General features: G+C 45.6%; 12 protein-coding genes. 7 read left to right on the top strand and 5 right to left on the bottom strand.

The genetic code is table 11. From position 1 onward, the window contains the following. The first annotated feature begins 149 nt into the window (after positions 1-149). Both MYF79_RS06905 and MYF79_RS06900 read left to right on the top strand, forming a co-directional pair. Entirely contained in the window at positions 150-1,295 is a 1,146-nt protein-coding gene (locus MYF79_RS06905; RefSeq protein ID WP_247813169.1) for a papain-like cysteine protease family protein, read from the top strand. 71 nt (positions 1,296-1,366) lie between these two features. Beyond that, positions 1,367-1,867 (top strand): hypothetical protein, encoded by a 501-nt coding sequence (locus MYF79_RS06900; RefSeq protein WP_247813168.1) that lies wholly within the window; start codon positions 1,367-1,369, stop codon positions 1,865-1,867. Here MYF79_RS06900 and MYF79_RS06895 read toward each other — a convergent pair whose 3' ends face one another. Then, positions 1,868-3,457 (bottom strand): RICIN domain-containing protein, encoded by a 1,590-nt coding sequence (locus MYF79_RS06895; RefSeq protein WP_247813167.1) that lies wholly within the window; start codon positions 3,455-3,457, stop codon positions 1,868-1,870. 326 nt (positions 3,458-3,783) lie between these two features. Next, complete coding sequence (locus MYF79_RS06890; RefSeq protein ID WP_247813166.1) at positions 3,784-4,566, bottom strand: type 1 glutamine amidotransferase domain-containing protein; 783 nt, start codon at positions 4,564-4,566, stop codon at positions 3,784-3,786. Positions 4,567-4,691: 125 nt separating this feature from the next. Between MYF79_RS06890 and MYF79_RS06885 the strand changes: the two genes are divergently transcribed. The 4 genes from MYF79_RS06885 (at position 4,692) to MYF79_RS06870 (ending at position 7,997) form a co-directional block, all read left to right on the top strand. Beyond that, positions 4,692-5,255, top strand: a complete 564-nt coding sequence (locus MYF79_RS06885; RefSeq protein ID WP_247813165.1) for a Crp/Fnr family transcriptional regulator — start codon at positions 4,692-4,694, stop codon at positions 5,253-5,255. A gap of 474 nt (positions 5,256-5,729) precedes the next feature. Next, complete coding sequence (locus tag MYF79_RS06880) at positions 5,730-6,503, top strand: glycoside hydrolase family 16 protein (protein ID WP_247813164.1); 774 nt, start codon at positions 5,730-5,732, stop codon at positions 6,501-6,503. A gap of 121 nt (positions 6,504-6,624) precedes the next feature. Continuing rightward, positions 6,625-7,416 (top strand): DUF5995 family protein, encoded by a 792-nt coding sequence (locus MYF79_RS06875; RefSeq protein ID WP_247813163.1) that lies wholly within the window; start codon positions 6,625-6,627, stop codon positions 7,414-7,416. Between the two features lie 176 nt (positions 7,417-7,592). Then, a complete protein-coding gene (locus MYF79_RS06870; RefSeq protein ID WP_247813162.1) occupies positions 7,593-7,997 on the top strand; it encodes a response regulator in 405 nt (134 codons plus the stop codon). 4 nt (positions 7,998-8,001) lie between these two features. Here MYF79_RS06870 and MYF79_RS06865 read toward each other — a convergent pair whose 3' ends face one another. Beyond that, a complete protein-coding gene (locus tag MYF79_RS06865; protein WP_247813161.1) occupies positions 8,002-9,609 on the bottom strand; it encodes a PAS domain-containing sensor histidine kinase in 1,608 nt (535 codons plus the stop codon). Between the two features lie 147 nt (positions 9,610-9,756). On the opposite strand from MYF79_RS06865, the gene MYF79_RS06860 reads away from it, so the two are divergent. Further along, the gene (locus MYF79_RS06860) at positions 9,757-10,599 is read left to right on the top strand and encodes a dienelactone hydrolase family protein (protein ID WP_247813160.1); all 843 of its coding nucleotides are present in this window, start codon (positions 9,757-9,759) and stop codon (positions 10,597-10,599) included. An 86-nt stretch (positions 10,600-10,685) separates the two neighbouring features. On the opposite strand, the gene MYF79_RS06855 is transcribed toward MYF79_RS06860, so the two are convergent. Together MYF79_RS06855 and MYF79_RS06850 are read right to left on the bottom strand one after the other, a co-directional pair. Beyond that, positions 10,686-11,984 (bottom strand): hypothetical protein, encoded by a 1,299-nt coding sequence (locus MYF79_RS06855; RefSeq protein ID WP_247813159.1) that lies wholly within the window; start codon positions 11,982-11,984, stop codon positions 10,686-10,688. A gap of 486 nt (positions 11,985-12,470) precedes the next feature. Next, on the bottom strand, positions 12,471-12,857 hold the full coding sequence (locus MYF79_RS06850) for a response regulator (RefSeq protein ID WP_199654944.1): 387 nt from the start codon (positions 12,855-12,857) through the stop codon (positions 12,471-12,473). Between the last annotated feature and the right edge of the window lie 48 nt (positions 12,858-12,905).

The following is a 12,905-nucleotide window of genomic DNA, read 5'->3' as shown; positions in this document are numbered from 1 at the left end:
CAGCCGCCATAGATGTGTGCGCTGAATGTACGGTTAACACCTATATAAATCAGGTATTTTTACGCTTTTCAAAAATTACCAAAGCAGGTAATTTTGTTCTCACATTCCACAACGAGCTACTGATTTTTCAACCCCAAACATTATACATCATGAATTTCACAAATCTTCAGGAGCAGGTAATTCACAAACCTTTTGTAGATGAATTATACCTCTGGAACATCTTTTACTCAAGTACAGTGCTTAACTTTAATATGGAAGCACAGACACAGTCCAACTGGTGCTGGGCGGCGACCTCCAAAAGTGTGTCCTTCTTCTATTCAGCACTGCTAAATCCGTGGACACAATGTAAGATCGCCTCTGCCGAACTCGGACAGACCTGCTGTACATCACCGGTTCCCGGCCCTTGTAATGTACCCTGGTACCTCGACAAGGCGCTGACACGTACCAAGAACTTCGTCGAACTGAGAAGCGGTACAATGACCTGGGAAGCCGTTAAAGAGCAAATAGATGCCGGCCTTGTGGTGGGTACCCGCATAGGCTGGTCTGGCGGTGGTGGACATTTTATGGCCATTTACGGTGTGTCAAAAATATTAAACACGAAGTATTTCCATATTGACGACCCGATCTATGGCAAGAGCGTACTCACCGTTAGCCAGTTTTCCACCAACTATCAGGGCAGCGGTTCCTGGACACATAGCTACATCACGAAAAAACACTTTTACTTTATGTGGATCAAAGACCTCGTATTCAAACCGGAATTACTCAAGCCAATCCCTGAGGTTCGCCCGCTGATCCGTTTACAGCGTCCTAATCTAAAGGCCGACAAGAGCGCTGCCGAGCTGGAATTGAGCTTTGCCCATCATGCATATGTCATCGGACTGAAAGACATCGACAGGGACATTGCCATTCCCGAAAGACCCAGTTCCCTTCGTGTGATAGAACTGGATCAGAAAAAGCCGGTAGCACTTTACGACCTTGCTACCTCGGAAGAAAATCCGGAGGTATTACAAGTAAGCACTGACGACAATTACTTCCATCGTATTGAACATGGCATGGAAAAAATAAAATCCAGCTTACAGGAAAAAGAGATAGAAGGTGAACTGAGCGTGCTGAAATTCCCGGCGCTCAACCTTGAAGCACTCTGGTTGCGTACAGAAAATAAGGAGAATGACCGCTACTACATGCTTCGCCACTTTGGCCAGGAAGATACCGTACTCAATGAAGGTAGTTTCAAAGAGTTGGTATTCAGACAGAAAGCTGTCACAGAAAAACAAGACGACCTTATGGGCGCCTAATATTAAAAATCGCCAGCCTGAAAGAGGCTGGCGATTATGTTTTATCAAGTCCTTTTGCTTATTTTTAGAATATGATAATCCCTATCCTGGCTACCCTACTCCTGGCCTATTGCATCTCCAGCCTGTGCTTTCTCCTGATGTCCGGCTTTAACAGGCATTTAAGAAAAATAAGGCCCAGATACCTGTCCACTGCAAACATTATTGTGGCACTTGCTGGTATTCTTATGCTTGTATTCCTGGCCATTGACCTTCGCAAAGCCCCGGCACATAGCGCTAATACCACCAGTTTAGTGCCGATCGGCGCTCTTCACCTGGCGGCCGGCCTCTTAACGTTTTTCCCCAAGCTGCGGCGATCTGTCTTCTTTACATTGATGCTGATCGCGGTTTACACATTCTGCCTCTTCAGGGAAGCTATATATGTCTTTTTTACCAGCTTCTCCAGGGATTATCTGCCTTCCAGTTGGTCTTATTATCGCAGTGCCTCCGACTTATATATCCTTGTTTATGCAGCGGTTTATTTAGCCATATGCTATTTCATTGCTGCAAAACCAGTATCCGGTAGCAGACGATAATCAAAGGCCGATCTTTGCATATGGTACCCTTATTCCTTTTACCCGGTAATAATAAGGATCCAGCCACTCCCCTTCGCAGGATTCCAGCTTACACGCCGAAAAGTTCAGACAATAAGACAACAGCAGTTCATTTCTGCCATTGTCAAACTCCGGATGAATAACAGGTGTATAGTATCGTGCATATTGTCCTTTAAAATATTCTTTGATAGTGTATACCAGCGTTTCCCCTGAAAACGGCCCTGTCGGGGAACTGGCAGTAGCGATGTAAATATTCCTGGCAGTGTCACAATCAAAACCCTGATCCATCGTCATCAGGATATATTTACCATTCAGGTAAGCAACGCTCACAGTTCCTCTCCCATCCGCAATTCTAGCTGTACTTCCCGGACTGGGACGCCCCGTCCATCCGCTCCCATTATAATACTCCCATAGCAGCGGATTGCCCTCGGGGAACCTGGCCACATGCACATAACTCGCATAGTTGAAGCTGATACCCTCCTTACCAAAAACATACACATATCCATCTCCCGGCTTCACCATACCACAGGAATAAGTGATGATCTTCTGGCTATCCAATCCGTTCGGCATGTTACGCTCCACTTTCCATTCAGTGCCTGTGCTCTGTGTTAGTTGGTAAAGCGACTGCCCGGTAATATCCAACCCTTGTCCTTCCCCGCAATGCACATACACCTTATCATTGATCTCTATGCCCGGACCAGCCCAGCTCCAGGAGGTACCTGGCTGTATATTGAACACCTGCCGGGGCTTACCGGAAGTACTGCTATTGATGGTCATATTCGGCGTATGCTCCGGGTTCCAATCTGCTCTGGCCGGCTGGATCAACACGGAATTACTATACCTGTGGAAATCGCCACACCGGAACATGTTATTGGATTGCAGCTGAACGCCATCCCAGGCATCCTGCGTTACCCAAAGCACTTTTCCGTTATTAGCGCCCCAGATGAGCGGAATACTATTTCCCTGATCGAAAGCGGCTGAACCTTGTGTGGTATTATTCCGGTTAAAGAAACGCACCACCTCATCATCACGATAGGTATCGTTTGCAATTACGCTGAGCATCCAGGATTGCCTGCCATCAGTATTTAGTCTGTCGAGAATCACTTTCACGCCGTTCCCCGTCGCTCCTCCTTCCAGTGATAAAGCCAGTCCGCTGCCTTTATTGAATATCATATATCGTCCGTTGCCCTTGTCTTCCAATCTCCATAGCTGCCTGTCACTTGTTTGTGGAAGCGCTGCCAGCTGTTGAACAATGGTTCCATTCGCATCGGCCAGTTTACCGCTGTGCAGGTTACGGATATGATAGTACCTGGTACCGTTAACAGTGATCTGATAGATCAAATGCCATTTCTGCCAGCGGTCCGTATCGCCGCGGGAAATCGAGAGTTCCCATTGCTGCAGGGCAACGCTGTCTTTATATTTCTCGTTCCGGAGGGGATCACCGCTAACTTCCAGGTACTTATTACTCTTGGCATTTCTGAGTGTAACAGTAAGGTAGTCAGGAAGACTGGTGGCCTGTACCAGATGATGGGCACAGATCAAAATGGATAGTAATACAGTTAACATTTTCATAGCACGTGGTATTTTGAAGGGTTGATGGTATACAAGATAAAAAACAAAAAGCTATCATAGATGACAGCTTTTTGTTTACACACAATCTAATCGGGAATATACTCAATCCTCGCCTAACCCGGTCCAGCATATTTATACGCTGCTGCCCTTCAGGCAATACCTGCCCCGGTTCAGGAACCACTTACATCATTCTCTCAATAAAAGGGTATACTCCCGAATCTATTTATAACAGTGAAGTTCATATTTACTTGTTCACGTTAACGGTCAGACCTGGTATACCGGGCTACCTGCAGGCCGCCCGGTATACTTAAAAACTGGCAGGCAGGTTATTTAATTTTAATATTAAGCGCAGCCACCAGTTTTTCTGCTGTAGCCTCCGATGAAGCTGGGTTTTCACCTGTGATCAGTAAACCATCCTGCACGGTAAAAGAGGTCCATTTTTCGGCTGCCTTTTGATAGTTGGCACCACGTTCTCTCAGCATGTCTTCCAGCGGGAAAGCGGCTTTTGCGCCTGTTTGTCCTGCTGTTTCCTCATCGTTGGAATAGCCTGTAACAGTTTTACCTTTCAGCAGGTATTCCCCGGTTTTGGTCTTTACATTTTTCAAGGCGGCAGCAGAATGACAAACAAAAGCAGTTGGCTTCTGCTGTTCTACAAATGACTGGATCAAAGCAATGGAGGTTGCATTGTCAGGCATGTCCCAGGTGGGTCCATGGCCGCCGGGGTAGAATACAGCGTCATAATCCTTTGCCTTTACGGTGCTGAGTTTAACAGTATTGTTCAACCATCGCTGTGCTTCCGGATCATTCAGTGCCCTTTTTGAAACAGGTGCGATCAGCTGTTCGCTGATACTTGCTGAATCAATAGGCGTCTTTCCTCCTTTAGGAGAAGCCACTGTTACCTGCACTCCATGTTCTACGAGATAATAATAAGGAGCAGCAAATTCTTCCATCCAGAGACCGGTTTTTACATCAGCGTTCACCGTTTGAAAAGAGGTCACTACCATCAGCACCTTCTTAGACTTTTTGTTCTGGGCGTTTACCGTCATACTGGAAAAAGCCAATGCTATCAAGCCCAGGAATGCTGCCACACATTTGATCTTCGTTTTCATATATTTGTTTTTTTTACAAAGCTAGGTTCATGCGGGTCCACCACCCAAGGACCTGGCTCACACATTTGATGTGATGTAGATCACACCATATTTTTTGTTAAGTTTGATCCATTCAACAGATCTGTATGCATCCTGCGCTTAGAAAACACTTTGAGGAGTTAGTCAAATTGACCGATGCGGAAGCTGAGCGTATAGGTTCCTGTTATCATCCAAGGAAATTTAAAAAACATTCCATCATCCTTCAGCCAGGAGATATTGTTAACCACGAGTATTTCGTGTTAAAAGGATTACTGAAAACCTTCACGATCGATGACAGCGGGAAGGAACATATCCTGCAATTCTCCATGGAAAACTGGTGGGTGTCTGATTATACAGCATTACATACCGATGGTAAATCGTCCTTTATTATCCAGTGCCTGGAAGATGTGGAGTTGCTATACATATCGTACGCCGACAGGCAACGACTATGCGATGAGATACACCAGTTCGAACGTTTTTGCCGCCTGAAGATCACGGCCGGATTTGTCAGCATGCAGAAAAGAGTAATGGCCCTATTGAAGAATGATGCCCAATCGAGGTACCAGCAATTGCTCGAACAATATCCCTCCCTGTTCCAGCGTGTACCTAAAGCCCTTATTGCTGCATATATCGGTGTATCAAGAGAGACATTGAGCCGTTTACAAGTCTAGGCATTTACAGTTGCTACTCCATAATTGTGCATACAGACATGTCGAAATAATGGATTGGATACAGCCTTTGCCGATTCGCATGCAGGTCGTCTGCTGTATCGCTGGTAGCAGCAACAGTAACCAGGTTAATACAGGACATATCATGTTTATTGGGGCTTCAGCAGTTGGATTTTTAACACAGGTACCCGGGATGGTTACACACTTCCGTGCAAAACTAAGCATGGCAGATAGCGGGGTGAAGCTAATAGCATCCGGTCATCCGCAATTACATACAGCAACTATTCATCAGTGTAAAACCATCATGTACACGGTCCTGTTTATTACCTTATGATACCCGGACTTATAACTTATTGTAAATGAATGCCTGCTATTTTCATAAAAAAATTTCTCATTTGCATCAAAGTATACCCCTTCTCCAAATGTCATAATACTGGCATGCCAAAATTTTAGATCCTTAAAATAAACCATTATTTTATGCAAAAGCTCACAATCATTATTGCGGCATTAGCCATTTTTACAAGCTGCAGCAAAGAAGCTGCCACGAAAACTGATACCTCATTGACAACTGCAACCGCAGATGGCGGGGCCCGTAAGGCTGCCACTACCCTTAGTTTCAGCGGTTATACCTGGGAAGTAAGAGACCAGGGCTCTTCTGGTCCCGGCCCTAACTACTGGAGTTCCAGCAATGTATGGGTAGACAGCGAAGGGCACCTGCATCTGAAGATCAGGAAAGATGCGGCTACCGGCAGGTGGTTATGCGCTGAGGTAACTTCCCTGCAAAATTTCGGGTACGGTTCTTATATATGGAAAATAGAAGGCGCTGTTGATAAACTGGACAAAAACATCGTACTGGGCCTGTTCAATTACAAAGCAGGTGATGACGGCCACCATGAGGTAGACATCGAGTTTGCCCGCTGGGGAAACAATGCATGGAATAACTTCAATTATACCGTGTATCCCGCTTCCGGCTCAGGTAATGTATCACAGACCTATGAGCTGGGGCTGAACGGCACTTATAGTTCCTATAAGTTCACACGCACCAGCAGCGCAGTGTCTTACAAGGGCTATCATGGTCACAACCTGGATGAAGCCAATTCATTCTTCCCATGGACAACGCCATCCGGATATAATGTAAGCACCTTATCTTTACCAGTACACATGAACCTCTGGCTGTTTAACGGTAATGCACCATCTAATCAGCAGGAAGTTGAAATTATTATACACTCATTCACATTTATCGCTGGATAAGTGTTGTAAGTCTTGTAATGGAGAGGGTTACGCCAGGAAGGTTTCTACCTTCCGGTTAACCCTTTTCTTATGAAAATACTTTACATTTACGGCCATTTACTGCTATCCCAAAATACTTATCATGGCCGCCCGCACGATCAACGAAGTCATTGAGCAACTGGAAGAAATTATCACCTCCGCTATACACACAAACAACAGGCTTGGCTACTTCGCAGCCCTCTACCACAAAGTCACCGTCCGCGTTAAGGAAGGCATCCTCAATAATGAATTCGAAGATGGCGCACGCATGGAAAAGCTGGACGTCATCTTTGCCAACCGTTACCTGGAAGCGGTCACACAATACAAAAACAATCAGCGTCCCAGCGGCTCCTGGCTTACCGCTTTTGAAGGCACAAAGAAAGCCTCCGTACTGGTACTGCAACAACTCCTGCTGGGTATGAACGCCCACATTAACCTGGACCTGGGCATTGCAGCGGTTGAAACTGCAGGCGATCAGGATATTGAGCTTATCCGTAAAGATTTCAATGCCATCAATAACATCCTCGGTTCTCTGACAGGAGAGGTCATTTCAGAGATCAACCGCATATCTCCCTTCCTGTCACTTTTAGGGTTAAATGCCGGCAATGACCAGTCTATCCTGATCCAGTTCAGCATCAGTAATGCGCGGGATGGCGCCTGGAGCTTCGCTGAAGAATTATCAGGCAAGAAAGGAGCAGAATATACCGCATGTATTGCGGCCAGGGATACCAACATCCGGAAACTTGCAGCAGGGTTGTTAAAGCCTGCGGGAAAACTGATCAGGTTCACAGTTTGGGTGATTCACCTGTTTGAATGGAAAAATCCACGGAAGATCATAGAAACACTTTACAAATCAAAAAAGACTTATATACGGGTGTCCGCTCAACCGGCATAAGGCTCAAATTATTTCCGGTGGCGCCGGACTCTGCCAGTAGTAAAAGCACAGAATACATCCCGCCGGGATATAGCGAATTCACCGTCATGGCATTCCGGCAAACAATCTTGCCAGGAAAACGCTTTATTTAAAAAAGAATCTGTTAATTTAAATACTGTAAAACTGTAACAAAGAATATGGATAGTAAGGCTAAAATTATTTTTTTAGCAGACGATGATCCTGAAGACCAGGAAATTCTGAAAGATGCAATTTTAAGACTTGACCCAACAGCGGACATTCATTCGGTGGTGAATGGGCAACAAGCCGTTGAATATCTACTCAACTGCCCGGACAACTGTTTACCGGAACTGCTCATTTTTGACTATAAAATGCCGATTTTCAATGCAATAGAGGTACTGGAGAAGATCCAGGACATCCCTCGTCTCCAATCTATCCCTAAAGTAGTATGGAGCACTTCCAACCAGCCTGAACATGTCAGGAGCTGTATGGAGAAAGGCGCGCTTCAGTATTTCGTGAAGCCTACCAGAATAGAGGAATTAAACAGCATCGCCATGCAAATGCTGGAAGCGGGCAACAGCTAAGCGCTTATTCGCAGGGAATATAAATATCAAACCTGGCCCCCTGCCCGGGATTGCCGTATGCCTTAATAACGCCATGGTGGTTCAATACAATCTTCTTGCAGATAGCCAGCCCTATTCCTGAGCCGGTAATACCGGGTTGACTATGTAATCGCTGGAAAAGCTCAAACAATTTGTCTGTATAGTCAGACTGGAAACCAATGCCATTGTCAGTCAGCGAAAACCTGTAATAACAGGCCCCGGAAGACGCTGCATTTATGCCTTCGGGGAGTGTTGTCATTTTTTCAACACTAATGGTGATATGCGGCTGGCGTTCCACACTACGGTATTTCAGGGCATTTCCCAGCAGATTATCAAACAGTTGGGCGAACTGGAAGGGAATAACGCGCATAACGGGGAGGCGATCAACCTCAATGATCACATCATTTTTCTCAATGGTGTCATGATGGGAAGATATCACCTCATCGATAATGGCATTGAGGTCTGTCTCCACCATTTCCTGTGAGAAGGACGACGCCTGGGAATACGTCAGCAGATCGTCAATGAGCCCACGCATCCGGGAGGCTGCACTGATAGACCGGTTCAAATATTCCTGGGCTTTCTCCGGCAGTTGCGGGCCGGCAACATCGAAAATATAATTATTGTAAAACTGGATCTTCCTGAGCGGCTCCTTCATGTCATGTGCCGCTGCGTAGGCAAACTGTTCCAGTTCCTTATTCTGAAACTCAAGTTCATTGGCGTACTGCCTGATCTTGTCTTCCGCAAGCTTCTTCTCTGTCAGGTCGCGCGTTACCTTGGAGAAACCAATAACGTTGTTTTCCGCATCGTGTAAGGCTGTTATCACAATACTTCCCCAGAACCTCGTGCCGTTTTTTCGTACACGCCAGCCTTCCTGTACGGCTTTCCCTGTCAGCGTTGCTTCTGTGATCAACCTGTCGGGCAGTTGTCTCGCTCTGTCTTCCTGCTGATAAAAAATACTGAAATGCTTTCCGATAATCTCTGACTCCTGATATCCCTTGATCTTTTCCGCGCCTTTGTTCCAGTTCTGGATCATGCCCGATCTGTCCAGCAACAGGATAGCATAATCCTCCACCTCTTCGATCATTTTATGATACCGCTCTTCGCTCCTTTTCAGCTCTTCATTCAGCTTTTTATAACGAACAATATGCTCGTCGATTTCCTGTAAAGCGGCGCCGGTCCCGGTAACTTCCTGGAAGCAATGAAGAACAGCGATTGTCACTCCCAGCTTATTTTTCAGGGGAATGAGGTTCCCTTTAAGAAAGATCTTTGATTGATCGGGGCGTTCCAGCACCACCTGCCAGTCATTGCAGGGGGCTCCTTCTTTTATCAATGCAGCAAGCATAGCCGTATCGTGCGACAGATATATCCCATCTGCTGTGTAACACGGAGCAGCATCATCATAAATATCGTTTGCTTTTATCAGTTCAGGGTTCCTTCCCCATAGCCTGGCAGCAGCTTCATTATAAAAAATTATTCTGCCGCTGCCGTTGTAAATACAGGTAGCCATAGGCAATAACTGCAGGAGATCAAGTTGTAATATTCCCGCGTCAGTAAGAAAAGCGTTCGATATGGCTGTATTAAATCCACGATCCATTCCTTGAAATTAGGTAATAGTAAGGTAATTTCAGTACGTTTTACAGAAGGTGCATTATTTGATAAACGGCTACCAGCCTAAACTGTATAATGCCTACCTTTATTTGTTTTTTTTGTTATTCAATATAACTAACTCAATAACTAGCACATGAAATTTAACATTACAACAATTATCGCGCCTGCGGTTATAGCGCTCTGCATGACGGCGTGCAATAATCAACCAGCGGCTTCCGAACATGCTGCTGACAGCACGGCCACCCAGCCAACCATTACCGAAGAAACTGTTGCTATCCAGGCAGATAGTGTAACAATGAACAGTTTCGTTGCTTTCAGCGATGACACCACTGCAAAAAAGCCGATCGTCCTGATAGTTCCTGAATGGTGGGGATTGGACGACTATATAAAAGGCAGGGCCAGACAGCTTGCTGAACTGGGCTACCTCGCTGTTGGTATTGACATGTATGGCGGCAGCAAACATGCCGATAATCCTGACCAGGCAAAAGCATATGCTATGCCCTTCTATACCAATCCACAACTGGGTTTCGGAAGACTGCAGGCTGCATTGGCAAAAGCCAAAACTTATCCCCAGGCAGATACCACCCGCATTGCGGCGATCGGTTACTGCTTCGGTGGGTCCATGGTACTTAACGGTGCAAAACTGGGCCTCCCTGTGAATGGAGTGGTAAGTTTCCATGGTGGACTGCAGGGCGTTACTCCTGTAAAAGATCTGACGAAAGCACAGATCCTGGTATGTCATGGCGGTGCCGATCCGTTCGTACCGGCTCAGGACGTGGCTACCTTCAGAAAGCAACTGGACTCCCTGAATATTCCTTATACCTTCAAGGAATATGCCGGCGCCACTCATGCGTTCACCAACCCCGCGTCTACTGCAAACGGCAAAAAGTTCAACCTGCCGATTGCCTATAATGCCGCTGCTGATACAGCGTCATGGAACGATATGCGCAACTTCTTCGGCGTAATATTCAAATAATAGCCAAACGATATAAAAAAAGGAGCGTCCCGGGTGGGGCGCTCCTTTTTTTATACACACATTTTGTTTGATCGGCAGAAACTGGCTTAATAACCATACCCTAACTTGTCGGACCGCCTCTCTCCCAATATTTTATAGTCCATTTTGTCCAGGGCTTCCACCACCTTAGCCCTGTCTTTGTACAATGACCTGTGTTGAAAATTAAAGATCCCCAAGCCGATATGGAAGAAAATGCCACTGATGATAATGATCCGCAGCAATTTCATGACAAAGGCTTTTTTCGATACCAGCCACTCATAACAATAAAAGGAGTAGATCATTGGTAATGGCAGCAGCATACAAAAAGTATGGGAGGACGGCCCTTTGATGGAGAAAAAGAAACTGGCAAACACCAGCAGATAGGTGAACAGGTTCAGCCATCTCATTTTCTTCCACTCCTCATTATCCGTTTTGATAAAATAGGAAAGGATGAACAATCCTACCTGTGCAAAACCCACCAGCAGCAGGAAAAAGAAAAATGGAGCGACCCACATCTGTTCTTTCATGAGCTGCCATTTTTCTTCCGAATTGCCTACCACATAGGGTACCTCAAAAGAAGCGAAAGACCAGTATCTTGTCAGGATGGTTACAACGTTTTCTATGTTCCTCCAGTTGAATACGACATTAGAAGCCACCTTCCCCGCTTCGGCATCCGGGTGCAGCCAGGTCGGTATGAGCGTCAGCGCCCCTGCTATCATTCCTGCCAGGTACACCATCACACGTACGGAAGTACTTTTTACTCCCGCCAGCCGGTAAGAAAACAGCATTGCGACGCCGGCATAGGGCAATAACAGTACCCATGACAGATGCAGCTGCATGATCATCGTCGTGGTGAGGCCCATCACAAAGAAAGCCAGTGCAGGAGGAATAAACTTGTCCTTGCTCATAGGCAATACTTCCAGCAGGCAGATAAAGAAGGGAATAGCCAGCGCCATTGTATAGGAAGGGTTCACCACCCTGGTGGGGTAATATAAGGCCCATGGAGTGGTCATACATAACACCCATACCATCCAGGCAGGGATGCCCTTTACCCGGCGGGTAATATAGTAAGCCAGCAGGGAAAGACTGGCAAAAGACAAAATATTCAGGATCAGGGTCGGCATCTCGGGCAGTTTCGCAATATAGAATCCCGCGCTGACCAGCAATCCCTGTAATGCGCCGGGAATCTGTGTATTTGTGTACACAACGTCCGGACCGTAGGTGGGCCAGGTACCAGTGGTATAGGATTTTAATCCGATCAGGTAGATTTGTAATTCATCAGGGAACCAGAATTCCGAGCACAGTCCATAAAGAACCCGGAAAATAAACAGTGCTAAAAGAAGCAGAAATAGGTTCTTCCTATTCATAAGTAGTGATTTGTTATTGAGGAGGGGCCAAATTACATAACTTTCTCAATTGTTCTATCCCGGACGCAGGTGTATATCACTACTTTATTTTAATGGCAAGCCGTTTTCCAAGCGACTCATATAAAGATTTATTCCCACGTATTCTTCACACATAGCATTATTAGCTATTATCAATTCGCTTCTTAATTAATATCTAACACAATATACATTTCAGTATAGTTTTGTGAGCACGCTACTATAGTATATTTCCTGAGATAACCCATATATAACCCATATTTAAGAGATATGTCTTGTATATGGGTTATATATGGATTGTCTATGGTTTATGTACGGGTTATTATAAATAAACGATAAGGATAGTAGCCTGCTTTGAGACCGGATACAAACGAAAAAAGCCATGACTTACGTCATGGCTAATGCAATTGATATAAAGATATTGCAGGCCAACCCGAAAGGGTTGGTTAGTGGTGCGGTAAGCGGGACGATCTATTCGCCGAGCAACAGCTCATACAGTTCTTTGGCCATTTTCTGATAGCCGGGAGCGTTATCGGGCTTAATGAAGTGTTTTAAAGCGCCCATTTGCTGGCACTTCTTTTCCTCGCTGCCACTGTCGGAGGCAGAGTAGGTTACAACCGGAATTTCCCGGAAAGCATCACTTCTTTTAATGTAATACAGGACATCATAGCCATGTCCCGCAGCAGACAGGATCACATCAGGGAACAGGATATCAGATTCCTCCATGATATCTTTCAGGATCTTTCCATCTTCTGCCACTGCCACTACATTAAATAGCCCTGTATCGGCAAATGATTCCTGTATCAGGGCCTTACCATTTGCATCGTTTTCTGCTATAAGTATGTTTAGTTTTCCCATAGTAGTACAAAGGTGGGGTATTCTCTGCTTTTTGAAAATATTTAAAAA

This window comes from Chitinophaga filiformis, from assembly GCF_023100805.1.
Lineage (GTDB): Bacteria > Bacteroidota > Bacteroidia > Chitinophagales > Chitinophagaceae > Chitinophaga > Chitinophaga filiformis_B.
Note: the sequence above shows the minus strand (reverse complement) of the source record. Positions and strands in the feature narration are given on the sequence as shown.

Bases quoted from the DNA above. Each gene is read 5' to 3' on its own strand.
- MYF79_RS06850 (WP_199654944.1), bottom strand. From the start codon at position 12,857: ATGGGAAAACTAAACATACTTATAGCAGAAAACGATGCAAATGGTAAG.
- MYF79_RS06895 (WP_247813167.1), bottom strand. From the start codon at position 3,457: ATGAAAATGTTAACTGTATTACTATCCATTTTGATCTGTGCCCATCAT.
- MYF79_RS06860 (WP_247813160.1), top strand. From the start codon at position 9,757: ATGAAATTTAACATTACAACAATTATCGCGCCTGCGGTTATAGCGCTC.
- MYF79_RS06875 (WP_247813163.1), top strand. From the start codon at position 6,625: ATGGCCGCCCGCACGATCAACGAAGTCATTGAGCAACTGGAAGAAATT.
- MYF79_RS06905 (WP_247813169.1), top strand. From the start codon at position 150: ATGAATTTCACAAATCTTCAGGAGCAGGTAATTCACAAACCTTTTGTA.
- MYF79_RS06885 (WP_247813165.1), top strand. From the start codon at position 4,692: ATGCATCCTGCGCTTAGAAAACACTTTGAGGAGTTAGTCAAATTGACC.
- MYF79_RS06865 (WP_247813161.1), bottom strand. From the start codon at position 9,609: ATGGATCGTGGATTTAATACAGCCATATCGAACGCTTTTCTTACTGAC.
- MYF79_RS06880 (WP_247813164.1), top strand. From the start codon at position 5,730: ATGCAAAAGCTCACAATCATTATTGCGGCATTAGCCATTTTTACAAGC.
- MYF79_RS06870 (WP_247813162.1), top strand. From the start codon at position 7,593: ATGGATAGTAAGGCTAAAATTATTTTTTTAGCAGACGATGATCCTGAA.
- MYF79_RS06890 (WP_247813166.1), bottom strand. From the start codon at position 4,566: ATGAAAACGAAGATCAAATGTGTGGCAGCATTCCTGGGCTTGATAGCA.
- MYF79_RS06855 (WP_247813159.1), bottom strand. From the start codon at position 11,984: ATGAATAGGAAGAACCTATTTCTGCTTCTTTTAGCACTGTTTATTTTC.
- MYF79_RS06900 (WP_247813168.1), top strand. From the start codon at position 1,367: ATGATAATCCCTATCCTGGCTACCCTACTCCTGGCCTATTGCATCTCC.